Genomic DNA, 23,626 nt, shown 5'->3' on the forward strand with positions numbered 1-23,626 from the left:
GCCTAACCCTCCAGAAACGCGGGCAGCGCCGCGATGTAGACATCCAGCACCTGGGTCATCAGCAGCCAGAACAGCACCACCAGGGGCACCGAGGCCGCGAGAATGATCACGGGGCGGCGCTCGCCCAGAACCCAGAAACCGAACATGAGGAAAAGGCTGGTGGAAATCAGGAAGCCCGCCGGCCGTACCGTCAAACCGTAAGCCACCATGGCAATACAGATCAGGGCCGCCTTGCCCCAGAGAAACCCGGTCACCTGCATCTTCTCGTTGCTGCCAGGCTTGAGCAGCAGGACGAGGGACAAAACGATGCCCATGATCGCCAGAATCTCGGGAATTGTGCGGGCTGTGAAGGCGGCGTTGGCCTGAAACGGCAGCACACGGATCTCATCGATCTGCAGCCAGTAGAAAAGGCTGAACGCCAGCATCAGCAGCGCGCCGATGCGATCGCGGGTCAACATGACGGGGTCCCCCCAATTTTCGGAACAGTCTGCCAAGCTTCTTCGCCCGGCATCAAGGAAAGAAAGGGGAAGCCGGGGTCCTGGCTTCCCCTTTCGGGAGTTCCTTCAGATCGCTTTCAGGCTACTTGCCTGAGCCAATCACAGGAAGCCCAATTCCTTCATGAGGTCGCCGATCTGCTGTTCCTGGGTTTCCAGGAAACCGACGAACTCCGCATCGGGGTTGTAGATGTTCACCCAGCCGTTACGGGCCCGAACGGTTTCCCATTCCGGGGTGTCGTACATCTTCTGGATCGTCGCGACGTAGGCCGCCTTCTTTTCCTCGGAAAGGCCGGGAGCAGCGAAGAAGCCGCGCCAGTTCACGAACTGGGTGCCTTTGGAGCCGGCTTCGTCGCAGGTCGGAACGTCGGAAGCGGCGTCGAGGCGTGCGGCAGATGTGATGCAGAGAATGCGCACTTCGCCTTGTTTGGCCAGTTCGATGGCTTCACCGAAGCCGGTGGAAAGCGCCTTGATCTCGCCGGAGAGCAGGCCGGCCATGGCCTTGCCGCCCGCGTCGTAGGGAATGTACTTCACCGCGGTGGGCTCGGCGCCCGTGCCCTTCATCACCAGGGCGGCAACCAGATGGTCCATACCGCCGGCAACGGAACCGCCGCCAATGGCAACGTTCGTGGGGTCGGCGTTATAGGCTTCAACCAAACCGCCGAAATCCTGAATCGCCGAGTCCTTATGGACGACCATGGCCGCATAGTCGCCGATGGTCGAAGCGATCGGCGTCAGGTCGCGGAAGGACTGCGGGAACACACCCTGCAGCGAGCGGATGACGATCGGCGTGGAATTCACCATCAGGGTGTCGCCCTGCTTGGCCGCGGTCTCGATCAGGTGGGCGATGGCCTTGCCGCCGCCGCCACCGGACATGTTCTCGTAGGAAGCTGTACCTACCAGACCCGCCTTGGTCAGCGCCTCGCCGGTGCCGCGGGCGGTCCCGTCCCAGCCACCGCCGGCGCCGCCGGGGATCAGAAAGTGGATTTTATCGAGTTCCTGGGCCTGCGCCGAGGCCATACCCAAAGAGGCAGCCAGAGCTGCGCCGGTAGCCGCCGCAACCAAGGCGCGGCGGGACAAGGGAAACTTTCGCATTCTTTCCTCCCAATGCATTATTGACGGGTCAATTGCCCGTTTTGCCCAAATATGATCATAGCGCGGCAACCTGACGCCAACCTGTCGCGCCGAATCCCGTGCTTTGGCCCGCGCTATGAGAAGAAAAACGTAAGGAGCCCGGGTTGCGGCTGCTCTTGGTGGAAGACAACGAAGATCTCGGCGATGCCCTGGAACGCCATTTCCGGAGTGGCGGCCATGCCGTCGACTGGGCCCCCAGCGCCCCGGAAGCCGAGGATTTTCTGCGCGCCGACACCCAGGGCTATGACTTGGTGATCCTCGATATCATGCTACCGGGCGGCGACGGGCGCGAGATCCTGCAGCGGATCCGCAGCAGCGAAAGCGGCCTGCCGGTGCTGGTGCTGACCGCCCGTTCCCAGATCACCGACCGGGTAAACCTGCTGGATCTGGGCGCCGACGACTACATGACCAAGCCTTTCGACGTCGCCGAGTTGGACGCCCGCTGCCGCGCCGTCGTGCGCCGGCGCCACGGACAGGCCCAAAGCCTCATCCAGGTCGGCGCCCTGGAACTGGATGCCGCTTCCTCCAGGGTCATGGCTCAGGGGCGGCCGCTGGACCTGCGCAGCCGTGAACTGCGCCTGCTTGAAGTGCTGATCGCCCAGCCCGGTCAGGTTTTCAGCAAAAGTCAGCTTATGGACAAACTCTTCGGCCTGACCGATGACGCCAGCGAAAACGCCATCGAAGTCTACATCGGCCGCCTGCGCCGCAAGATCCAGGACAGCGGTGTGATCATCGAAACCGTGCGCGGCCTGGGGTATCGGCTGCGCGAGGGCCAACAGGGCGAGAGCCGCGAATGACCGCCGCCCGGTCCTCCTCCGCCCGACCCTCTTCCAACTGGTCGCCGCCGGGCTGGTCTCTGCGCCGCCGCCTGCTCGGCCAGCTGCTGCTGGTCTTCGCCGGTCTGGCGGTGTTGCTTTACCTCTCCGTCCAGGCGGTTGCGGGACGGGCGGCCGATGCGACCCAGGACAACATCCTCGGCGCTTCGGCCATCGCCATTGCCGAACAGGTACGGGTGGTGGAAGGCAGCATCACCGTCGACCTGCCCTATGCGGCGCTGGAGATGCTGGGCCTGGCCGGCGAGGACCGCGTCTTTTATCGCATCGCCGACGGCAAGGGCGCCGTGGTCACCGGCTATGAGGACCTGCCAGCCGGCACGGCACCGGCGAGCGAAGAAGCTCCCCTCTTCTTCACTGCGGTTTACCGCGGCGACACCGTGCGCGTCGCAACCGCGCGCCGCTCCATCCTGGCCAGCGGTGCGCGGCAAACCGTCCTGATTACGGTTGCCCAGACACGCGAAGCCCATGGCGCCCTGACCACCAGTATCGCCCTTTCCGCCGCCGCTGTCGGTGGCGGCTTCCTCGCCCTCGCCGGCCTGCTCGCCTGGATCGCCATCGCCCGCGCCCTGAAACCGGTACAGGAGATCGAACGTGCCATCGCCGCCCGGGCCTCGGACGACTTCTCAACCCTGGAAACCGCCGCCCCGCGGGAGATTCTGCCGCTTGTCGATGCCATCAACGACTTCGTTGAGCGCCTGCGCCTGACCCTCGACACCAGTCAACAGTTCATCGCCGAGGCGGCCCACCGCATCCGCACACCCCTGGCGGCGCTGAAGGCCCAGGCCGAGGTCAGCCTGAAGGCCGGGCCGGAAAAGACGAGCGAGGAGAGCCTGCGCCGCATGCTGCACGCCGCCGACGAGACCTCGCAGTTGACCACCCAGTTGCTGACCCAGGCGATGGTCGCCTACCGCGCCGAGCGCGCCGAGCGTCAGCGCCTCTCCCTCGCCAGCCTGGCGCGCACGGCGGCCCGCGACCTGGAAGTCGCCGCCGAGATGCGCGGCATCGACTTTCGCATGGACCTGGCCGAGGGCTTGGATATCCAGGGCGACGAAATTGCCTTGCTGGAAGCCATCCGCAATCTGCTGGACAATGCCATCAAGTACGGTCCGCCCGACGACTTCGTGCAGATTACGGTCAAAGCCGATCCGGCGCCGGAAATCGCCATCGCCGATCACGGACCGGGCATCCCGCGCAAGGACCGTGACCTGGTCTTCGAAAGGTTCCGCCGTGGCGCCGTCGATCCGCGCTCGCTCGGTTCCGGCCTGGGGCTTTCCATCGTCCGCCAGGTCATGCTGACACACCGCGGCCGGGTGCGCCTGGAGCACAACGAACCGCAGGGCCTCGTCGTACGCCTGATCTTTCCGCCGGTTCGCAAAACAGCAGGACACCGCGAATGAACATCCTTGCTCGATGCTTCGCGCCGATGGCGATCACTTTCGCGCTGGCCGCGAACCCGGCGCAAGCCTTTGAGATCGAAGAAGCGCGCAGCTACCCTGCGCTGCGCGACGCGGGCGCCAGCGCCGTGCTGCATATCATCGGAACCACCGATGCCGACACCATGGACGGATTGATCCGCGCCTATCGGGCTCAACAGCCGGAAATCGCGCTGGTCTATCATCAGGCCAGCAGTCGCGATGTCTTCAGCGCAGTCGAAGGAGGGGAGAGCTTCGACGGCCAATCCTACGATCTGGCGATTTCCTCAGCCATGGACCTTCAGATCAAGTTGGTGAATGACGGCTATGCCCGCCCGCACCGCTCTGTCGCCACCGCGCGGCTGCCGCGTTGGGCAAGCTGGCGCGAGCGCATTTTCGGCTTCACCCGGGAACCGGCGGTGATCGCCTATGATCCGCGCGCCTTCGAGGGGACGCCGCCGCAGTCCCGTTTCGAACTGCTGAGCCTGCTGCGTGGATCGGAGGCCCGTTTTGCGGGACGCGTCGCCACCTACGATCCGAAAGTCAGCGGGCTTGGTTACCTCTTCGCCACCCAGGACAGCCTGCAATCGGACACCTACTGGCGGCTGATGGAGGTCTTCGGCAACCTCTCGGCCAAGCTCTCCTGCTGCTCGGGTGAGATGCTCGACCTGCTCGAAGAGGGGGAAATCGCCGTGGCCTACAACGTCCTCGGCTCCTACGCCCAGGCGCGGCGCGATGCCGGCGCCTCCATCGCCATCGTCTACCCGGAGGACTACACGCTTTTGATGGTCCGCACGGCGCTGATTCCCAAGACAAGCGACAATCCGGGAGTCGCAGGCGGTTTCGTCGACTTCCTGGTTTCGCCGGAGGGCCAGCGCGTGATTGCCGGGGAAGTGAGCCTCGCCCCAGCCCTGCCGGAGGGCGAAACCGGCACCCTGATTCCCGTGCGGCTCGGGCCCGGCCTGCTGGTTTTCCTGGACGGGCTGAAACGCCGCGCTTTCCTCTCGGAATGGGAAGACGCCGTAACGGAGCAGCGTTAGCGGTATTCCGGGTTCGGATGGTCGAAGCGGCAGCCGGCATCCCAGAGGGAACGCTGATTGCCGTGGACCGGAAAGCCGCCGGCGTCCTTCAACAAACGCGCCAGATGCATCAGGTTCCAGGTCAGGAAAGTCGTGTTGCGATTGGTGAAGTCGTTCTCTGGACCGCCGGAGCCGGGATCCAGGTAGGACGGCCCCGGCCCGGCCTCGCCCAACCAGGCGGCATCGGCCTGGGGCGGGATTGAATACCCGAGATGCTGTAGAGAATAGAGAATGTTCATTGAGCAATGCTTGGCACCGTCCTCATTGCCGGTCACAAGACATCCTCCAACCTTGCCGTAATAGGCATACTGCCCTGCTGCGTTCAGGTCGCCGGAGGAGGAATACAGCCGCTCGATCACCTTGGTGCAAACCGATGATTTTTCACCCAGCCAGATCGGCGTGGTGATCACCAGGATGTCCGCGGCTTTCACCTTGTCGTATAGCGTCGGCCAATCGTCCTGCGCCCAGCCGTGCTCGGTCATATCGGGGCTGACACCATAGGCGATCGTGTGATCGACGGGCCGCAGGTCCTCCACCGCCACGCCGTTCTTCTCCATGATAGCCTTTGCGATGTCGATCAGTCCCTGGGTGTGGGATTGCCCGGGGCTGGGTTTCAAGGTGCAGTTCAGGAATAGCGCCTTCAGGTCGCTGAAATCCCACTTGTTCTGTTTACACCAGCTCTCCTGAAGTTCATTCAACATAACCTGCTATCCCTTCCGGTTCGGTTGTGGCGCAAGCCACCCTGGCGCCCGGCGCGGGCCTGCTCCAGATGCCGCACGGCTTGTCGCAGTTACAAGCTGCATCACACCATTATACGCATCGATACGATCGGCAAATGGCATCGATGAGCCAAGACTAAACATCCGCTTCTGTTTCTTATGTCTCTGGGCGACGTTAGGCTGGTGCTGGAAAACTCTGAAAGATGGAGATGCCCTCTCGCCGAGCGACGTCCCGGGAGACCTGAATACCGCGGTGTTGGATGCGAAACAGGGAAAACCGGACTCTCGGGAACCGGAGCCCTAGTTTCTAAGGCAGAAGAGGCCCATGTAACCGCAAAGGTCGCGCTCATCAGAGCCCAACAACACAGCCGGCAAGCAGGCGGTGATACTGACGAGAAGCCAAAAAAGGGGCCAAGTCGGAGGAATGCACCAGACGACCGCCCCGCGGCCCCGCCGCGGGCGGCGATGCATGATGACTTGGAGGATTAGAGATGACCCCTGAAGAGATCCTCGCCCTACCCTCAATGCCGCCGGGCAATCCCAGCTATCCGACCGGGCCCTACCGCTTTGTCGGACGGGAATACTTCGTGATCATCTATGAGAGCGACCCGGAAGCGATCCGCCAGCTGGTGCCGGAACCCCTGGAGCCCGATGGTTCCGGCCAGGTCTACTACGAGTGGATCAACATGCCGGACAGCTCCGGGTTCGGGTCTTATGAGGAATCGGGTGTCGTGATCCCTTGCCGCTTTCACGGAGAGGCGGTGAACTATACGGCAATGATGTTTCTCAACGACGAACCGCCGATCTCAGCCGGGCGGGAAATCTGGGGCTTCCCAAAGCGTTGGGGCGAACCCAGCCTGAGGGTCGAGACCGACACCCTGACGGGTAGTTTGCATTACGCCGGCCAGTTGGTCGCACTGGGCACCATGGGTTACAAGCACGAGAACCTGATCAAGGACCCGAGCAAGCGCAACGAGGCCCTGAAAAAGACGCAGGTGAACCTGAAACTGCTGCCCTGCGTCACCGGCAAACCACTGGTCGCGCAGCTGGTTGCCTATAATCTGGAAGAAATCGATGTGAAGTTCCACTATGGCGGCCCGGCCCGCCTACACCTCGTGCCTCATGTGAACGCCCCGGTCGCCGACCTGCCGGTGCGGCACATGATCGGCGGCCGCCACTACAAAGCGGACCTGACCCTGCCCTTCGGGCGCGTCATACATGACTATCTGGCCTGACGGCACAAGACATCGAGGAGACAACGAAATGACCCAGGGCAAGAACGCCATCATCACCGGCTCGACCAGCGGCATCGGCCTCGGTATCGCAGAAGCCATGGCTGCCGCCGGTATAAATGTGATGTTGAACGGTTTCGGCGACGCAGCGGAAATAGAAGAGACGCGCAAAAAGCTTGCGGCCGATCACGGCGTCAAAGTCGCCTATAACGGCGCGGACATGACGAAGCCGGAGGAGATCGAGGCGCTGGTCGCCCAGACAGAAAGCGATTTCGGCCAGGTGGACGTGGTGGTCAACAACGCAGGGATCCAGAATGTCCAACCGGTGGAGGAATTCCCGGTCGCCAAGTGGGACGCCATCATCGCGATCAATCTGACCAGCTCCTTTCATACCATCCGTTTGACCCTGGGCGGCATGAAGCAGCGCGGCTGGGGCCGGGTGATCAACATCGCCTCCGCCCACGGCCTGGTCGCCTCGCCTTTCAAATCCGCCTATGTCGCGGCCAAGCATGGTGTCCTCGGCCTGACCAAAACGGTCGCTCTGGAGGCCGCCGAGCATGGCGTGACAGTCAATGCGATCTGCCCCGGCTATGTGCTGACACCACTGGTACAGATGCAGATTCCGGACACCGCCAAGGCCCGCGGTATCAGCGAGGAGGAGGTGATCCAGAACGTCATGCTCGGCAACCAGCCGACCAAACAGTTCGTCACCACGGAGCAACTGGGCGGGCTGGCCGTCTTCCTCTGCGGCGATGCCGCGGCCTCCATTACCGGAGCGGCCCTGCCGGTCGACGGCGGTTGGACGGCCCAGTGAGCGCCAAAGCCAAATCGGCGCCGCGCGCCATCAACCTGGCGCTCCAGGGCGGCGGCGCCCACGGCGCCTTCACCTGGGGTGTGCTCGACCGCATCCTGGAAGATGACCGGCTGCATATCGAGGCAATCTCAGGCACCAGCGCCGGGGCGATGAATGCCGCCGTCGTCGCCGACGGGCTGATGCGCGGCGGCAACGACGGCGCCCGGCATTGCCTGCATCGCTTCTGGAAAGCCGTCAGCGATGCAGGCCGAACCAGCCCGATCCAACGCTCGCCCATCGACGTCTTCATGGGCAACTGGAGTCTGGAAACCTCGCCCAGCTATCTCTTCTTCGACCTCTTGGGCCGCCTCACCTCGCCTTACGAACTCAATCCTCTAAACCTGAATCCGCTGCAGAGTCTTTTGGAAGAATTCGTCGACTTCGACCGGGTGCGCAGTTGCGACAAGATGAAGATTTTCGTCTCCGCGACCAACGTGGAAACCGGAAGGGTCAAAGTCTTCGACAGACGCGAACTGACGGCGGACATGGTCATGGCCTCGGCCTGCCTGCCCTTCCTCTTTCAGGCAGTGGAGATCGACGGCGTGCCCTACTGGGATGGCGGTTACATGGGCAACCCGGTGCTGTTTCCGTTCTTCAGCCACTGCAACTCGGATGATGTTGTGATCGTCCAGTTAAATCCGATAACCCGGAAAGGCGCGCCCAAGTCGGCCCGGGAAATCCTCAACCGGGTGAACGAAATCACCTTCAATTCCAGTCTGCTGCGCGATTTTCGCGCCATCCACTTCGTCACCCGGCTGCTCGACGACGGCAAGCTTGACCCGGATGCCTACAAGAAAGTGCTGATCCACCGTATTGAAGCGGAAGACGAAATCAAGCCGCTGGGCGCTTCCAGCAAACTGAACGCTGAGTGGGCGTTTCTGGAGCATCTCTTCGAGATCGGCTATCGGCGCGCCGACGCCTGGCTGGCTGAGAACTTCGAACACCTCGGCGAAAAGGCAACGGTCGACCTCCACGCCATGTATCAGGGCGATCCCGATCACGCCCGCCAGTAAATGAAGTTGCGCCACGACACGAGGGGGCTCGCATCGTGGCGCAGGGCACCGAGGCCGGAGAGATCGGGGGGTGGCCTCCGGGCCCTTAAAGCAGATCGGTTCTAACTGTCGGAGTCCTCGTCGACGTCGCGGTCACGTCCCTTGCCGCGTTTGAAGTCTGAGCGGTCAATCACGCCGTCCTCGTTCCGGTCCATGCGCTGAACCATCTGGCCCAGCGGGCGGTTGACCTCCGCCAAGGTGACCTGACCGTCGCCGTCGGCATCAAGCCGCTGGAACCCATCCACCATGCGCTCGCGCATGAAGTCGAGCCAGAGCCCTTCAAACTCGGCCAGGCTGAGGGATTGGCTCTGGTCGCCGTCAAAGGCGGCAAAGCGTTCGTCGCGGACCTGGTCGATTTCCGCCTGACTCACCGCGCCGTCGCCGTCGCTGTCGAAGTACCGCAACATGGTGGCCATGCGCCCGCCGTGACCACCCATTCCGGGCCCACCACCATAACCTTGGCTGCAGTGGGACGATCCACCATGCCCCCGCCAGCGCCCGTCTGCTTGGGCCGCGACCGCCGCGGCGCCGACACCGAGAACCACAACGGCTGCAATTGCGATCTTGGTTGTCTTGTTCATGGAAAACACCTCGTTCATTTATGATTGCTGTCGATGCTTCCTAGATAGAGAGCCGATGTCGCAAAAGTTCACCAGGATCGGCGGGTCATTGTCTCAAGCTGTCGCCGGACCCAGGGCCTGATACATTTGGTTACACTTTTTCTGGTCGTCGCGACGCAAGCGACCCTATAGATGAGGGGTAGCCGCCCGCCAACAGACGCTCAAAGGCACTATGGATACCAGTCCGCACATTCTGGTCGTCGACGATCACCGCGACATCAGGGACCTGCTTGGCAAATATCTAGCCAAGAACGGGTTGCGGGTCAGCCTCGCCGAGAATGTGGCTGCGGCCCGCCGGCTGATGAAAGCCGCCGCCGTCGATCTTGTCGTCCTGGACATCATGATGCCCGGTGAGGATGGCCTGGCGCTCTGCCGTCAACTCCGCGCTACTTCCGACATTCCGGTCATTCTGGTGACCGCCATGACCGAGGAGACCGATCGCGTGATCGGCCTGGAGGTTGGCGCCGACGACTATGTGACCAAACCGTTCAACCCGCGCGAACTGCTGGCCCGGATCAAGGCGGTCCTCAGGCGCAGCACAGCCGTGCCGCGGCCCCGCGATAGCCTGGAACAGCGGCGTTTGCGTTTCGGCCGCTGGACTTTGGACAGCGAGCGGCGCGAGTTGCTGGACGAAAAGTCCGTTGCCGTCCCGCTGAGCACGGCGGAGTTCAACCTGTTGTCGGCCTTCCTGAAGCGGCCCGGCATCGTGCTCTCCCGCGAGCAGTTGCTGGATCTGACCAGTGGCCGGGCGGCACAGGTCTTCGACCGCAGTATCGACAATCAGGTCAGCCGCCTGCGCAAGAAGATCGAGCGCGATGCCAAGAAGCCGGCGCTCATAAAGACGGTCTGGGGTGGCGGTTATCTCTTTACGCCCGCAGTGGAGGCGGTCGACTGATGCGCCTTCTGCCCCGCAGTCTTGCCGGACAGCTCATCGCGCTGCTGCTCATCGCGCTGGTACTTTCCCAGGCCGCGACGGTACTGATCTTCGCCGACGAGCGCCGTTTTGCCCTGCGCGCGGCAAACCGCGACCAGGTATTGGCGCGCACCGCCACCCTGGTGCGCCTGCTGGAGGAAACACCCGGCGCCCTGCATCAAAGTATTCTGGACTCCGCCCGCTCGCCGCGGCTCGACTTCACCCTTGCCGCGGAAAGCGCGGTGCCCCGGCCCCCGGCGAATGCCCGGGAACAGGCCCTGGCGATGCGTCTGGGCGAGTTGATTGGGGATGCACGGGAAGCCCGTGTCCAATTGCTTCGGCGCGAACCTTGGGGCCTGCGAAACTGGCACGGCCATAAACATGAAAGCGAGGAGGAGGAAGATGATGATGACCACCCTCCGCCCCATCGGCGCCTGCGTCTTCCCGTCAGTTTTCTCGTCTCCGTGCCGCTGACCGACGGCGGCTGGCTGAACGCCGAAACCGCGCTGCCGAAACCTTCGCGCGCCTGGGCCTGGTTCCCGCTGCTCTCCATGGGCCTGATGGCCACCGCGATCCTGGCCATCGTCATCTTCTCGGTTCGCCGCATCACCCGGCCCTTGAGATCGCTGGCCGAAGCCGCCGAGAAGCTGGGACGTGGCGAGAGCCTGGAACTGCTGGCCGAGAGCGGGCCTCGCGAGATACGTCGTACCACCGCCGCCTTCAACGCCATGCAACAGCGGCTAACCCGCTTCGTTCAGGACCGCACCCGGATGCTGGCCGCTATCGGCCACGACCTGCGCACGCCAATCACGGCCTTGAGGCTGCGTGCCGAGTTCGTCGAAGATCCGGAAACCCACCGAAAGATCCTCGAAACCCTGGACGACATGAGCCGCATGACCGAAGCGGCGATCAGTTTCGCCAGAGAAGAAGCTACGGCAGAGCCGACGCGGCGGGTCGATCTCACGGCCCTGATTCAGAGTCTGGTCGATGATCTTGCCGATCAGGGCCGCGAAGCGACTTTTTCCGTCGAAGACGGATTGGAGAAGACCAACTATGACTGCCGCCCGGTCGCCCTGCGGCGGGTCCTGCACAACCTGATCGAAAATGCCCTGCGCTATGCCGGGCAGGCCAGAGTCCGGCTGGCGCAGGAGACCAAGGTTCTGACGATCATCGTCGAAGACGACGGGCCCGGCATTCCCGAGGAACACCTTGAACAGGTTTTTGAGCCTTTTGTGCGCCTGGAGGAGTCGCGCAGCCAGGATACCGGCGGCGTCGGCCTGGGGCTGGCCATCGCCCGCTCCATCGCCCATGCCCATGGCGGCGATCTGCGGCTGGCAAACCGGCCGGAGGGCGGCCTCCGCGCCGTCCTCATGCTGCCGCTGGACGCAGCCTATACCGTCGACGAGAAGTAAAGATGCAAAAGAGAGGCAGAAACAGGCCGTCTCAGGACCCCGAACCCGGCGGAACGCTGCAACCGAGGTTGCGCAGACGGCCATCGGTCAAAGCGTAAACCAGGCCGTGCACCTCAAGGTCTTGGCCTCTGCTGAAGGCCTCCTGCACGATCGGTGTTTCCGAGACGCGCCTGACCTGCGCCATGACATTCAACTCGCAAAGCCGGTCCAGGCGCTTCTTCTCGTCGCTTAGGGCATCGAGCTCATGGGCGCAGAGTGCCGCGGTATCGCGGATCGGCTGCAGCCAATGGTCGATGAGACCGTGGCTCCGGGCTTCCACGGCGGCATTGATGCCGCCGCAGCCGTAGTGCCCGCAGACGATGATCTGGCGCACCTGGAGGGATTCGACCGCGTACTGAAGAACCGAGAGACCGTTCAGATCGCCGGGATGCAGCAGATTGGCGACGTTGCGGTGGACGAAGACCTCGCCCGGCTCCAGGCCGGCGATGACGTTGGCCGGCACCCGGCTGTCCGAACAGCCGATCCAGAGATAGCGCGGATTCTGAATCTCACACAGCCGCTTGAAGTAGTCGGGATCCTGTTTGACCCTTTCCGCCGACCAGACGATGTTCCGCTGTATCAAGGTTTGAACCAAGGAGACCCCCTTTGCCGAAGCCGTTTGGTGGCTGTCTGACGTCTGCCCGTGGGCAGTTGAGGGTAGACTAGCTCTTCTGGCCCAGCCGATCCAGCAGTCGCAGGAGGCTGCGCTGCTCTTCCTCATCGAAACCGGCCAGGATTTCCCCGGAGATTGCCGGACCGATGGCTTCCAGCTCGTGCGCCAATTCGTGGCCGTCGCGGGTCAGTTGCACCAGGCGGCGGCGGCCGTCGGCAGGATCGGTGCGCACGGCGACCAGACCGCGTTGGGCGAGACGCTGCACCACCCCCAGAACCGTGGCCGGGTCCATGGCGGTGATTTCGCCCAGCTTGGTCTGTGCAACCTCGCGGTTCTTCAGCAGCGTCACCAGCACCGAGAACTGCTGCGGCGTCAGGTTTCGGGCGCCGATCCGGTTCTGAAACACGTCGCTGGCGTATTGGTGGGCGCGGCGCAGCAGAAAGCCGATCTGCGCCTCCAGACGGTAATCCTCACCCACCGCTCCGCCGGCCGGGGGCGGCGCGGGCGCCTTGACCTCCGCCATCAAACCAACTCCGCCAGGGTTTCCGCCGGCGGCGTGTTGCGCGAACGCCGGCAACGGATCACACCGTCGATGATCACCATCGAAATGCCGGGGATGTCGCCCAAGCGCACGGACTCCAGCAGTGTTTTGCCCGCCGTGTGCTGGGCGCGGTCCATGATCACCAGATCGGCGGCGCGGCCGACCTCGATCAGGCCACAATCCAGATCGCGCATCCGGGCGGTGTTTCCGGTAGCGAAACAGAAAACGGTTTCCGCCGGCACCTCGCCCACCGCCGAAAGCAGGGCGATCATCCGGAGGATACCCAGCGGCTGCACGCCGGAGCCGGCCGGCGAATCGGTGCCCAGGATAATCCGCTCCGGCTGGCCCAGCTCCATGGACGTCCGCATGGCGAAGAGGCCCGCCAGCTCATTGCCGTTGTGCACGATCTCCACCGCCCGGCTGCAGCTCTCGCAGAGGCAGCGGATCTGATCCAGCGGCAGTGCCGTGTGGCCGCCGTTGATGTGGCCGATCACATCGGCATCGGCCTCCAGCACCACGTCGGCGTCGATGAGGCCCGATCCCGGGATCGACGGGCCGCCGGTGTGGATGGTGCTCTGGATGCCATACTTGCGGGCCCAGGCAACCATCTTCTTCGCCTCGTCTCCCTGCTTCACCCCGCCCAGGCCGACCTCCCCAAGCAGTTTCACCCCGGCCTCGGAAAGCTCCTTGAAGTCCTGTTCCTCCATGCCCTTTTCGATCACCGGGGCGCCGGCATGGACCTTCACGCCGCCGGGCCGGAGGTTGGAAAAAGACCGCTGGGCGGTGACCGCCAGGGCCTTCAGGCCGACGATGTCCTTGGGACGGCCCGGCAGGTGCACCTCTCCTGCCGAGATCATGGTGGTGACACCGCCGTTCAGAAAGCTGTCGATCCAGGAGATCTGGTTCTGCCGCGGCGTCCAGTCCCCGATGACCGGATGCACATGGCTGTCGATCAGGCCGGGTGCGACGGTGGTACCCTTGGCGTCAACGGTCACGGCGGCATTGCCGGTATCGACCTCGGCGGCCTTGCCGACCTCGGCGATCCGCCCGTCGACCACCACCAGGCAGTCAGCCTCCAGGATCGGCTGCTCCAGGTCCCCGGAAAGCAGAAGGCCGATGTTCTTGACGACGAGCTTCTCGCCGCTTTGATTTGCACTCATCGCATCATCCGTTCATTCGCGCGTTCTTTCACGTCCCTAGACCGCCAGATACTGTTGGCGTATCTCGGCGTTTTCCTCCAGTTCATGCATCGTGCCGGAAAAGCGGATACGCCCGGTCTCGATCACATAGGCGCGGTCGCTGACCAGCGAGGCGAAATAGAGGTTCTGCTCCGACAGCAGGATCGGCAGACCCTGCGCCTTGATCTGCTGGATCACCTTGATGATCTGTTCCACCACCACCGGGGCCAAGCCCTCCGAAGGCTCGTCCAACAGGATACAGCCGGGATTGCCCATCAGCGTGCGGGCAATGGTCAGCATCTGCTGTTCGCCGCCGCTTAGGGTGCCGGCCAGGCGGTGGCGCGCCTCAGCCAGGTTGGGAAAGAGATCGAAGAGATCGTCGAAACGCCAGCGCGGCGCCCCCTCCCGGGGCGGTTGCTGACCCGCCTCCAGGTTCTCCTGAACCGTCAGGCGCGTAAAAACCCGACGTTCCTCCGGCACATAGCCGATACCACGGCGGGCGATGCGGTGGGTCGGTTCGCCACGCAGGGCCTCGCCATCAAAGCTGATATCGCCCTCGGTCACCTTCACCATGCCCATGATCGACTTGATGGTGGTCGACTTGCCGGCGCCGTTGCGGCCGATCAGGACGACGACCTCGCCGGTCGAGAGCGTCAGGGAAACGTCTGTGAGAATATGGGCCTGGCCGTAATAGCTGTGGATCTTCTCGACGCTTAACATCGCCTAACCCTCCTTCCGGCCGTAGATCTGACCTTCGCCGAGGTAGGTCTTCAGTACCAGGGGATTGCTGCGTATCTGCTCCGCCGTGCCTTCGGCGATCAGTTCGCCGCGACTGAGCACGATGATGCGGTCGGCATGGCCGAAGACGATATCCATGTCGTGCTCGGTGAACAAAACGGAGAGGCCGAGGTCGCGCACCAGACGCGCCGCCAGCCCCATCAGTTCGATGCGCTCACGCGGCGCCATACCGGCGGTGGGTTCGTCCATCAGCAGGACACTGGGCTCATTACCCAGCGCCACCGCCAACTCGACCCGCTTCAGATCGCCGTAGGAAAGCACGCCGCAGGGCCGGTCGGCCTGCCCGGTCATGCCGACAAGGTCCAGCAGTTCCAGTGCTTTTTTGCGATGCCGCTGCACCGCTGTCTTCAAAAAAGAAAACAGCTCGTGCCGTTGGCTCATCAGCACCATGGCGACATTCTCCGCCACGGTCATCGAAGGAAAAGTCGCGGTGATCTGAAAGGTGCGCCCGACGCCGCGGCGCCAGATGTCGGCGGGGCTGCGGCCGATCAGCTCCGCTCCCGCCAGGCTGACCGAACCGCTGTCGGCGCGGATCTGTCCGTTCAGCATATTGAAGCAGGTGCTCTTGCCCGCCCCGTTGGGTCCGATCAGCGCCAGCAGTTCCCCTTTGCCAAGGTCAAAGCTGACGTCGCGCACTGCCTGCACGCCGCCGAAGGCCTTGCTGAGGTGACGCACCGCAAGACTGGGCGCAGAGGGGTTTGGTTTCACAACAGCCTCGCTCATGCCTCCCGCACCTCCCGCTTGGTCACCGCCGCGCCGGTGGGCTCCGCCTCCAGCTTCAGATAACGCCCGAGATAGTGTTTGGCCGCGCCCGCCAGGCCCTGCGGAAACAGCAGCACCAGGGCGACGATGGTGAGGCCCAGCAAAAGACGCCAGTATTCGAAGGTGATCAGCTCGTCGTGCAGATAGGTAAAGGCGGCGGCACCGACGAAGGGACCTGAGAGCGACTCCACGCCGCCGAGCAGCACCATCAGAAGCGCATCGAATGAGCGCGGAATGGACATCTCGTCGGGAAAGACCGAGCCCTTGGAGAAGACGAAAAGTGCCCCGGCCAGCCCGGCCATGGCCCCGGCGAAGACGAAAGCAACCAGTTGCTGGCGCTTGATGTCGATGCCGATGGCCGCCGCCCGCAAGGTGGAGTCCCGCGTCGCCCGCAAGCCATAGCCGAAGGGGGCAAAGATCACCCGGCGGATCAGGAAGATGCCGCCGACCGCAATAACCAGCGCCAGGAAGTAGAAAGCCAGGGTGCCGGAGGCCCAGGCCGAGGGCCAGATGCCCAGCAGGCCGTCATCCCCGTTGGTGACGTCGGACCACTGGAAGACGATCGACCAGGCGACCTGCGCAAAGGCCAGGGTCAGCATGGCGAAGTAAACGCCGGAGAGGCGCACGCAGAACCAGCCGATCACCAGGGCCAGCAGCCCGGCGCCCAACGGCGCCAACAGCAATGCCAGTTCAAAGGGTGTCGCCGCATAGGTCACCAGCAAGGCCGCCGCATAGGCGCCGCCGCCGTAGAAGGCCGCATGTCCGAAGGATACCAGGCCGCCGGTGCTCATGAGGAAATGCAGGGAGGTCGCGAAGAGCGCCAAGACCAGAATGTCGATGACGAGAATCAGATAGAACTCACCGACCAACACCGGCAGCACCAGAAGCAGTGCCAGAACTGCGGCAATGAAAAGTTTGTAATGCGGGCCGGCGGGGCGCAGCGCTGTCTCGAATCCGGCTTCGGCCTTGTGGCCGGCGGTCTCAGGGCGGCCCAGCAAACCGGTCGGGCGCACCACCAGAATCACCGCCATCAGGATGAACATCAGCACCAACGTACCGTCGGGCCAGACCAGAATGCCGAAGGTGTTCAGCAGCGAGATCAAAACCGCCGCCAGGAAGGCGCCGAGGATCGAACCCATGCCGCCGACCACCACGACCACAAACATCTCGGCGAGGATACCGAAGTCCATCAGCAGGTCCGCCCCGCCCTTGGGCAGTTGGATCGCCCCGCCGAGACCGGCCAGCATGGAACCGAGCACGAAGACACCGGTGAAGAGCAGCGATTGGTTGACGCCCAGCGCCGCGACCATCTCGCGGTCCTCGGTGGCGGCGCGCACCAGAATGCCCCAGCGGGTGCGGTTGAACAGCAGCCAGAGCGCCGCCAGCACCAGGGGCCCGGCGGCGATCAGGGCAAGGTCATAAACCGGCATCGGCGTACCGAAAATCCGCACAATCCCCGTCAGCCCCGGTGCACGCGGCCCCAGCAAATCCTCCGCCCCCCAGGCCCAGAGCGCGACATCCTGGACGATCAGGATCACCCCGAAGGTCGCGATGAGTTGGAACAGCTCCGGCGCCTTATAGAGCCGGCGCAGGATCACCAGTTCGACCACCAGACCGACGAGCCCGACCGCAAAGGCGGCCAGCAGCAGGGCGAACCAGAACCCGATCCCGCCGCCGCCCACTTCGCGCACGAAGGTATAACCGAAGAAGGCACCCAGCATGTAGAAGGAGCCGTGGGCGAAGTTCACCACGCGGGTAACACCGAAGATGATGGAAAGCCCCGAAGCGGCCAGGAAGAGCGCCGAAGCGCTCGCCAGTCCGCTCAGGAACTGTACCAGATAGACAGACATAAAAGACCTATCGCAACTGGTAGGAAAGCGGCCGCCGCCGAAGCCCCCTTCGGTTTCGGCGGCGGCACAGGCTTATCGTCAACTGCCGCCGGCGGGGCGCAGTTTGCGCACCTCTTCGTCGCTCGGCAGATAGGCCGCGCCATCGCGATAGCTCCAATCGACCATCACACCTTTGCCGTCCCGGACATCGGTCACACCGACGAAGGCGCCCATGGTGGACTGATGATCGATGGCCCGATAGGTGATCGGCCCGACCGGAGAATCCAGATTAAGGCCCTTGAAGGCATCCACCAGCGCTTCGGTATCGGTAGAGCCGGCCCGCTCCAGCGCCGCAGCGATGGAGAGCATGGCGTTATAGCCGACCAGGGAGCCGATCCGCGGATAGTCATCGAACTTCGCCTGATAGGCGGAGAGGAAGCTGTCGTGCTCCGGCGTGTCGATTTCATACCAGGGATAGCCGGTTACGATCCAACCCTTGGGCGCCTCGGCGCCGAGCGGATCGAGATACTCCGGTTCGCCGGTCAGCAGACCCAGAACCGTGCGGCCTTCAAAAAGCTCGCGCAGGGTGCCTTCGCGCACGAGCTTGGTGAGGTCACTGCCGAAGGTCACGTTGAAGATGCCGTCGGGCTTGGCTGCTTCCAAAGCCTGGGACTCAGCCGCCGCGTCGATCTTGAAGAGCGCCGGCCACTGCTCGCCGACAAATTCCACGTCCGGCTTGCGGGCTTTCAGGATTTTCTTGAAGGCAGCCACAGCGTCTTTGCCATAGGCATAGTTCGGCGCAATGGTCGCCCAGCGTTTGGCATCGCTTTCCGCCGCTGCCTCGGCCAGCATGGCCACCTGCATGTAGGTGCTGGGCCGCAGGCGGAAGGTATAGCGGTTGCCCTTCTCCCAGACGATGGCATCGGCCAGCGGTTCGGCGGCGAGATAGAGCCGCTTCTTCTGGTCGGCATAGGCGGCCAGTGCCAAGCCAACATGTGAGAAGAGCGAGCCGGAGATCATCACCACGCCTTCCTTGGCGAAGAGCTCCTCGGCATAACGCACGGCTTCGCCGGGTTTGCCCTGGTCGTCACGCGACACCAGTTCAAGCGGCTTGCCGAGCACGCCGCCCGCCGCATTGATCTGCTCGATCGCCAGCTCCGCCCCCTGCTTATAGGGAATGGTGTGGGCCGGCAGACGCTTGTAGCTGTTGATGTCGCCGATGCGAATGGTATCCGCCGCCCCTGCAACACCGCTTACGGCGACACCGCTTACCGCAATGCCGGCGGCAAGTGCCGCAAAGCTAAACAGTTTTCTCAACCCCATCTTGGCCTCCTTGTTTTCCTTCGTTGTTCTTCTCCGGCAAACACTCCCGCCGGTCTTTCTAGTGGGGCACCGCCCGCACGGGCCGCGCCGTCTCCCCGCCGTCCTGACGGTGCGAAACGTCTTCCAAATCAATCTCTTCTTCGACCATGTCCTTGATCACCCGGCGCAGCAGGTTGGCACCGCGGTCGATGGCGATGCGTACCGGCGGCTGCCGACGCGGTCGCGCCTCACGCTGCTGGACCGCCTCCAGAATTTCCTTGTCTTCATCAAAGGCGAGGCGGAACTGCGCGTTCATCTGATCGCCGACAGCCTCATCATCCTGGGCGATGTTGCGCAGATGCATCCAATGGTCGATGGTCCGGGTCTCGCTGACCGGGGTCAGGAAATGCAACGCGAAGAGCCGGACGCCACGGTCGCGCTCGTCCTCTCCGATCTTCAGAGTACTGTCGGCGCTGCCGAAGTCGATCACCGCCACGCAGGGCGCGTGAAAAAGATAGTAGTGCCAGCGGTCGACGTGGCCCTGGAAATTCCCGAAAGCTTTAAAAAAACCGACCGGCGGCGCGTCGCGGATCCAGCGCGAGGTGATCACCGTCTTGTCCTCGCGGTAACTCTCGATCGGCACATCCTCGCTCTCGGGATTGCCCAGGGTGGTCGGGTGAACGAAGCTGACATGGGCGGGGTCGCAGAGATTTTCCGCCACGTTCAAATAGTTGGATTCAATTTCCAGCGCATCGCCGAAGTGCGGCGCCCAGCCCGACTCGTCAAAGGCAGGAAGGTCGAAGATCAAATCCGGATCGGCAGCTTCTGCCTCGCCCATCCAGACCCACAGGATTCCCCGGCGCTCCGCCAGGGGGTAGCTGCGCACGAAGGCGGCCTTGGGAACCGTCGTCTGGCCGGGCACGCGGATACACTTGCCAAGGCAGTCAAAAGTAAGGCCGTGATAGCCGCACTCGACGGCATCGCCCTTCAGCTTCCCTTTGGACAGCGGCAGACGCTTGTGCGGACACTCATCGGCCAGGGCGACAGCCCGTCCGTCCTCGGTGCGATAGATGACGATGGCGTCGTCCATGATGGTGAGCGGCGTCAGGGCGCGGCCGAAATTCTCGGCCCAACCCGCCACATACCAGGCATTACGTACAAAACTCATCGTCAACTCCTCCTTCGGGAGCGCGCCTTGGTCTCCTGGGGAATGATCAGCGCAGGCCGTCTTCCCCCTTAACTTCATCCGTGGTCAGGCCGCCGACCCGCGGCAGGGGGCGGCCGGAATCCGTCACCGCGATGGCGACCACGATCTCGCCGCGGCGCGGCGCATCCGGCACCCGCACCTCCATGGCATCGAAGTGACTGCGCACATAGGCCGCATCTTTGTGGCCCAGCGGCACGTCGATGACGGTGCCGAGCCCGCCCATCTTCTTCGACGAGGGGACCAGGGCTGCGCCCTTTTCCACGGCCTGGCGCAACGGCTTGCCCATGCGCGGGTGCAGGATGGCAGCGGCATGTTCCAACTCCCCGGCTTCGCCGACGATGGCCGCCTTGCCATAACTCTCGATGGCGGAAGGGGCGACACCGAGCGCCGCAACGGCCTTCTCGCCCAAGATCCGGCCCAGGTCTTCTCCGGCCTGCATCAGCACTTCGAGGTCTTCCTGATAGGTTCCGGCGAAGGGGTTCTCGATCACCGCCAGTGCTGCGGCCCGGCGGGTCGGCGGTGTAACGGCCTTGCCGATTTCCTTCTCGGTCTCCTCGACGGTCACGACAAACTTGCGAACCTTGATGGTCATCTGAGGCCGTCCTCCCCTTTTACGTCCTCGGCCCGCAGGCCGCCCATGCGGTCATGAATGCGACCGCCAGTGGTCATCACCAGGATCAGCACCAACTCGTTGGGCCGCGGCCCATCGGGAACCCCGACTTCCAGGGCCGAGAAGTGGCCGCGCACATACGAAGCGTTGATATGGGTGATCGGCACATCGATCCGGGCGCCAACGTCGCCGACTTTCTTCGAAGACGGGACGATGGCCTTGGCGTCGCCCAGCAGTTCGCGCATGGCATAGCCGCCCGGCACGTGCCAGAGCGCACCATGTTCCAATTCCCCCGCCGCGCCGACGATGGTCGCCTTGCCGTAGCCGGAGATCGCCGCGGCGTCGCCGCCCAGGGCATCGATCAGACGCTGCGCCATGGCGAGGCCAAAGGGCTTCAAATCCTCCATGAAGGGCTGCAACTCCTCGACATAACGGCCGGCAAAGGGGTTCTCAATGACAGCCGAAACCGAGCCGACAAGCAAAGGCTTTGCTGGCGGCGGCCCGCCCTCATGGAGGATTTCTTCCACCGTCGTCTGATACTTGCGCACGTCCACGGACATAAAACTTCCTTATTCTCAAGCCGCTTCCAGCAGACCGCTGGAGGCGGCAACCACCTCAACTTCGCCGCGCAGAAAGAGCACTGCCGCTTCGATCAATCTGGCCTCGCGCATTTCCCAGGCCTTCGAGACGCCCTGGCCCAGCGCCTCCTTCAGCGCCGTTCGGTTCAGATCGCCGACTTCCAGGGTCACCATCTTACCGCTCAGATCGCTTTCCGGGTCGATCTCTTCAGCCCGGCAGCGGCAAACAGCGGGATGGTCTGGCAGATCGACCGCATTGGCCAGCAGCGTCGCCGCAACATCGGCCGCGGCCGCGTCCTTAGCAAAAACCGTCACCGCGTCGGCAATGCCGAGAGAGAAGCTGCGCCCGCCCTGGCCCAGGGTTGCACGGCCGGAAGTCGCGATCCCCCGGACCGGCATCCCGGCGGAAACCAGAGCCCGTCCATTCAGGCGCGGCACCTCGACCTCCGCCACCAGGCCGCAGGCCAGACTTTCCCCGGGTGCCAGATGCAGGGCGATGTCGCCGCCGTCGTTCACATAAGCGCGCGACAACGTGGCTGCAGAGGTCATGGCAGCGAGAACATGATCCGCCACCGCCCCGGCGACCGCCGCCATAGGCGTTACAAAGGCTGGGCGATGGACAGCCGAGGCCCGCAACATGCGCCGGGCGATGCTTCCCTCCACGGCCGGTAGGCTCTCACGCAGGGGAGATCTCAACAGCGAAAGCTCACCAACCAACTCCGGCAACACATGCTGGAATGCCTCCGCCGCCGCGGCATAGGCACGACGCACCTCGGTTGCTGCGCCGAAAGCCTCGATGATCAGATCGATCGGCCCCTCCTGCAGATGCAGGCGGCCATCCGGCAGAAACGCGCTTTGGATCGAAGCGCGCATCAGCGGTTTTCTCCGACGCGGCCGGGCTGCAGCGGCCCGGGATTCAAAGGCCAGGGATTCTCAGCCTTCTGCTCAGTCATCTGGATACGTCCACCGCCCCCGTTCTGCGCTAACACGCTCTCCAGGGGTTGCACGAAATCCATATGCCCGCCCAGTTCGGCGTAGGTTTCGTAGGGCATGGTGAACTCGATGGGGCCGACGATGGCGGGTGTCGGCACGTAGCCAAAGGCATTGTCCGGCATGGCGAGCGCGTCGACCATGATGGTGATCCCGCCGCCGGGCCAGACGTAGACCGGCGCGCCGCCGGCGGTCACCCGGGTCAGGGAGTCCTTCACCGAGCGGGTGAGACGCACCGGGTTCTCGGTCGCCCCGGCCCTAAGGCTGCCCCCGGCGCCGGCCATGAAGAGCACGGATGACAGGGCCGGCTCGCAGTTCTCGCCGATGCGGTCGACGACGACCTGGATCGGCGAGGGCATTTCCGCCTCGCGCGGTTTCAGGTCCTCGTCGAGTTCGAACCAGGCGGCATGCTCGCCGGTGGTGCTGACCATCAACAGGCGCAGGCCAGGCCAGGCCGTCTTGGGGTCGATCCGTTCGATGATCGACAGGGGATCGCTGATGTCCGTACCGCCCCAGCCGGTACCCGGCTCGGCAACCTGGAAATAGCGGCCCGGGGTCGAGCGCCGTCCGCCGACGCGGATGCCACTGGCCGGCATGTCGAGAAACTTGCCGGCCTGATGTTCGGTCAGGACGCCGGTGATGTGGTCGTCCACCACGATCACCTCGTCCGCATGGCCAAGCCACTGCTGCGCAAAGATACCGATGGTGGCCGAACCGCAGCCGACGCGCATGCGCTCTTCCGTCACGCCGTTGATGACCGGCGCCTTGCCCGCCTGCACTTCCAGCTTTGCGCCGCCGTCGATCTCCAGCTCCACCGCCTGCTTGTTGCAGAGCGACAGCAGCGCCTGGCAGGTGACGTTGCCTTCCTTCTTGCTGCCACCGGTCAGGTGGCGCACGCCGCCGAGGGCCAGCATCTGAGAGCCGTACTCCGCCGTGGTCACATGACCGACCTGCTCGCCCTTGCAGCGCACCGCCGCCTGTTCTGGGCCCAGGTGACGGTCGGTATCGATCTTCACCTTGACGCCGCAGTAGCTGAAGATGCCCTCGGTCACCACGGTGACCATGTCGACGCCTTCGGCCTTGGAGGAGACGATAAAAGGCGCGGGCTTGTAATCCGGATAGGTGGTGCCGGCGCCGATACCGGTGACAAAGGCCTCGCCCCCCGACACCAGGCTGCCGTCCCATTCCGCCCCCGCCGCCGGGTTGGCCAGGAAAGGCACCATCTCTTCGTCGCGCTCGGCAGCCTGGCGCGCCAGTATGATTGGGTCCATGCGTACCAGGGCGTTATCGAGATTGCCGTAGCGGCCGCAGGCACCGGTTTTGTCCGGCCTGATGCGGCAGAGCACCGGGCAGGCGTCGCAGACCACGATGTCGTCGCGGTCACTGCGCCTTGTTCCCGTCGTGGTTTCGGCGTCGCTCATGA

General features: G+C 63.9%; 24 protein-coding genes. 8 read left to right on the plus strand and 16 right to left on the minus strand.

The genetic code is table 11. The features are described from left to right. Positions 1–2: 2 nt before the first annotated feature. Positions 3–458, minus strand: coding sequence for a tripartite tricarboxylate transporter TctB family protein (locus tag ACP146_RS19405; protein WP_422368407.1), 456 nt, complete (start codon positions 456–458; stop codon positions 3–5). Between the two features lie 138 nt (positions 459–596). Next, a complete protein-coding gene (locus ACP146_RS19410) occupies positions 597–1,589 on the minus strand; it encodes a tripartite tricarboxylate transporter substrate binding protein (protein ID WP_422368408.1) in 993 nt (330 codons plus the stop codon). A gap of 143 nt (positions 1,590–1,732) precedes the next feature. Between ACP146_RS19410 and ACP146_RS19415 the strand changes: the two genes are divergently transcribed. Genes ACP146_RS19415 through ACP146_RS19425 form a run of 3 tightly spaced genes read left to right on the plus strand, consistent with a single transcriptional unit; the run spans position 1,733 to position 4,916 of the window. After that, positions 1,733–2,425, plus strand: coding sequence for a response regulator transcription factor (locus ACP146_RS19415; protein WP_422368409.1), 693 nt, complete (start codon positions 1,733–1,735; stop codon positions 2,423–2,425). Further along, positions 2,422–3,861 carry a sensor histidine kinase N-terminal domain-containing protein gene (locus ACP146_RS19420; RefSeq protein ID WP_422368410.1) on the plus strand — a complete coding sequence of 480 codons (1,440 nt, stop codon included), beginning with the start codon at positions 2,422–2,424 and terminating at the stop codon, positions 3,859–3,861. The genes ACP146_RS19415 and ACP146_RS19420 overlap by 4 nt, the downstream gene beginning before the upstream one ends. Beyond that, positions 3,858–4,916: an ABC transporter substrate-binding protein gene (locus ACP146_RS19425; RefSeq protein ID WP_422368411.1), complete on the plus strand. Its 1,059-nt coding sequence runs from the start codon at positions 3,858–3,860 to the stop codon at positions 4,914–4,916. Before ACP146_RS19420 ends, ACP146_RS19425 begins: the two co-directional genes overlap by 4 nt. Here ACP146_RS19425 and ACP146_RS19430 read toward each other — a convergent pair. After that, a complete protein-coding gene (locus ACP146_RS19430; protein ID WP_422368412.1) occupies positions 4,913–5,656 on the minus strand; it encodes a flavodoxin family protein in 744 nt (247 codons plus the stop codon). The two genes, ACP146_RS19425 and ACP146_RS19430, sit on opposite strands and share 4 nt — an antisense overlap. 509 nt (positions 5,657–6,165) lie before the next feature. On the opposite strand from ACP146_RS19430, the gene ACP146_RS19435 reads away from it, so the two are divergent. The 3 genes from ACP146_RS19435 to ACP146_RS19445 are packed head-to-tail and all read left to right on the plus strand — an operon-like array spanning position 6,166 to position 8,772. Continuing rightward, on the plus strand, positions 6,166–6,909 hold the full coding sequence (locus tag ACP146_RS19435) for an acetoacetate decarboxylase (protein WP_422368413.1): 744 nt from the start codon (positions 6,166–6,168) through the stop codon (positions 6,907–6,909). A gap of 28 nt (positions 6,910–6,937) precedes the next feature. Next, a complete protein-coding gene (locus ACP146_RS19440) occupies positions 6,938–7,720 on the plus strand; it encodes a 3-hydroxybutyrate dehydrogenase (protein ID WP_422368414.1) in 783 nt (260 codons plus the stop codon). Then, positions 7,717–8,772 carry a patatin-like phospholipase family protein gene (locus tag ACP146_RS19445; RefSeq protein ID WP_422368415.1) on the plus strand — a complete coding sequence of 352 codons (1,056 nt, stop codon included), beginning with the start codon at positions 7,717–7,719 and terminating at the stop codon, positions 8,770–8,772. The genes ACP146_RS19440 and ACP146_RS19445 overlap by 4 nt, the downstream gene beginning before the upstream one ends. Positions 8,773–8,873: 101 nt before the next feature. Here the strand turns inward: ACP146_RS19445 and ACP146_RS19450 are convergent, their stop codons facing one another. Continuing rightward, positions 8,874–9,392: an EF-hand domain-containing protein gene (locus ACP146_RS19450; RefSeq protein ID WP_422368416.1), complete on the minus strand. Its 519-nt coding sequence runs from the start codon at positions 9,390–9,392 to the stop codon at positions 8,874–8,876. Between the two features lie 211 nt (positions 9,393–9,603). Between ACP146_RS19450 and ACP146_RS19455 the strand changes: the two genes are divergently transcribed. Together ACP146_RS19455 and ACP146_RS19460 are read left to right on the plus strand one after the other, a co-directional pair. Beyond that, complete coding sequence (locus ACP146_RS19455) at positions 9,604–10,326, plus strand: response regulator (protein ID WP_422368417.1); 723 nt, start codon at positions 9,604–9,606, stop codon at positions 10,324–10,326. Continuing rightward, positions 10,326–11,756: an ATP-binding protein gene (locus tag ACP146_RS19460; protein ID WP_422368418.1), complete on the plus strand. Its 1,431-nt coding sequence runs from the start codon at positions 10,326–10,328 to the stop codon at positions 11,754–11,756. The genes ACP146_RS19455 and ACP146_RS19460 overlap by 1 nt, the downstream gene beginning before the upstream one ends. Positions 11,757–11,787: 31 nt before the next feature. On the opposite strand, the gene ACP146_RS19465 is transcribed toward ACP146_RS19460, so the two are convergent. From ACP146_RS19465 to ACP146_RS19520, 12 genes are all read right to left on the minus strand, one after another. Continuing rightward, positions 11,788–12,390 carry a carbonic anhydrase gene (locus tag ACP146_RS19465; RefSeq protein ID WP_422368419.1) on the minus strand — a complete coding sequence of 201 codons (603 nt, stop codon included), beginning with the start codon at positions 12,388–12,390 and terminating at the stop codon, positions 11,788–11,790. Between the two features lie 67 nt (positions 12,391–12,457). Beyond that, positions 12,458–12,931 carry a MarR family winged helix-turn-helix transcriptional regulator gene (locus ACP146_RS19470; protein WP_422368420.1) on the minus strand — a complete coding sequence of 158 codons (474 nt, stop codon included), beginning with the start codon at positions 12,929–12,931 and terminating at the stop codon, positions 12,458–12,460. Then, the gene (locus ACP146_RS19475; protein ID WP_422368421.1) at positions 12,931–14,109 is read right to left on the minus strand and encodes an amidohydrolase family protein; all 1,179 of its coding nucleotides are present in this window, start codon (positions 14,107–14,109) and stop codon (positions 12,931–12,933) included. Before ACP146_RS19475 ends, ACP146_RS19470 begins: the two co-directional genes overlap by 1 nt. A 36-nt stretch (positions 14,110–14,145) precedes the next feature. Beyond that, positions 14,146–14,847 carry an ABC transporter ATP-binding protein gene (locus ACP146_RS19480; RefSeq protein WP_422368422.1) on the minus strand — a complete coding sequence of 234 codons (702 nt, stop codon included), beginning with the start codon at positions 14,845–14,847 and terminating at the stop codon, positions 14,146–14,148. Between the two features lie 3 nt (positions 14,848–14,850). Continuing rightward, positions 14,851–15,648, minus strand: a complete 798-nt coding sequence (locus tag ACP146_RS19485) for an ABC transporter ATP-binding protein (RefSeq protein ID WP_422368423.1) — start codon at positions 15,646–15,648, stop codon at positions 14,851–14,853. Next, on the minus strand, positions 15,645–17,537 hold the full coding sequence (locus ACP146_RS19490) for an ABC transporter permease (RefSeq protein WP_422368424.1): 1,893 nt from the start codon (positions 17,535–17,537) through the stop codon (positions 15,645–15,647). Before ACP146_RS19490 ends, ACP146_RS19485 begins: the two co-directional genes overlap by 4 nt. Positions 17,538–17,615: 78 nt before the next feature. Further along, positions 17,616–18,839 carry an ABC transporter substrate-binding protein gene (locus ACP146_RS19495; protein WP_422368425.1) on the minus strand — a complete coding sequence of 408 codons (1,224 nt, stop codon included), beginning with the start codon at positions 18,837–18,839 and terminating at the stop codon, positions 17,616–17,618. 58 nt (positions 18,840–18,897) lie between these two features. Next, the gene (locus ACP146_RS19500) at positions 18,898–19,986 is read right to left on the minus strand and encodes a Rieske 2Fe-2S domain-containing protein (RefSeq protein ID WP_422368426.1); all 1,089 of its coding nucleotides are present in this window, start codon (positions 19,984–19,986) and stop codon (positions 18,898–18,900) included. Positions 19,987–20,032: 46 nt separating this feature from the next. After that, on the minus strand, positions 20,033–20,617 hold the full coding sequence (locus tag ACP146_RS19505; RefSeq protein ID WP_422368427.1) for an amino acid synthesis family protein: 585 nt from the start codon (positions 20,615–20,617) through the stop codon (positions 20,033–20,035). Then, positions 20,614–21,195: an amino acid synthesis family protein gene (locus ACP146_RS19510; protein ID WP_422368428.1), complete on the minus strand. Its 582-nt coding sequence runs from the start codon at positions 21,193–21,195 to the stop codon at positions 20,614–20,616. Before ACP146_RS19510 ends, ACP146_RS19505 begins: the two co-directional genes overlap by 4 nt. A gap of 15 nt (positions 21,196–21,210) precedes the next feature. After that, on the minus strand, positions 21,211–22,086 hold the full coding sequence (locus tag ACP146_RS19515) for a UPF0280 family protein (protein ID WP_422368429.1): 876 nt from the start codon (positions 22,084–22,086) through the stop codon (positions 21,211–21,213). Beyond that, positions 22,086–23,624: a 6-hydroxynicotinate reductase gene (locus ACP146_RS19520; RefSeq protein WP_422368430.1), complete on the minus strand. Its 1,539-nt coding sequence runs from the start codon at positions 23,622–23,624 to the stop codon at positions 22,086–22,088. The genes ACP146_RS19515 and ACP146_RS19520 overlap by 1 nt, the downstream gene beginning before the upstream one ends. Positions 23,625–23,626 lie beyond the last annotated feature (2 nt).

Origin of the sequence: Pelagibius sp., from assembly GCF_965249265.1 — a bacterium.
GTDB lineage: Bacteria > Pseudomonadota > Alphaproteobacteria > Kiloniellales > Kiloniellaceae > Pelagibius.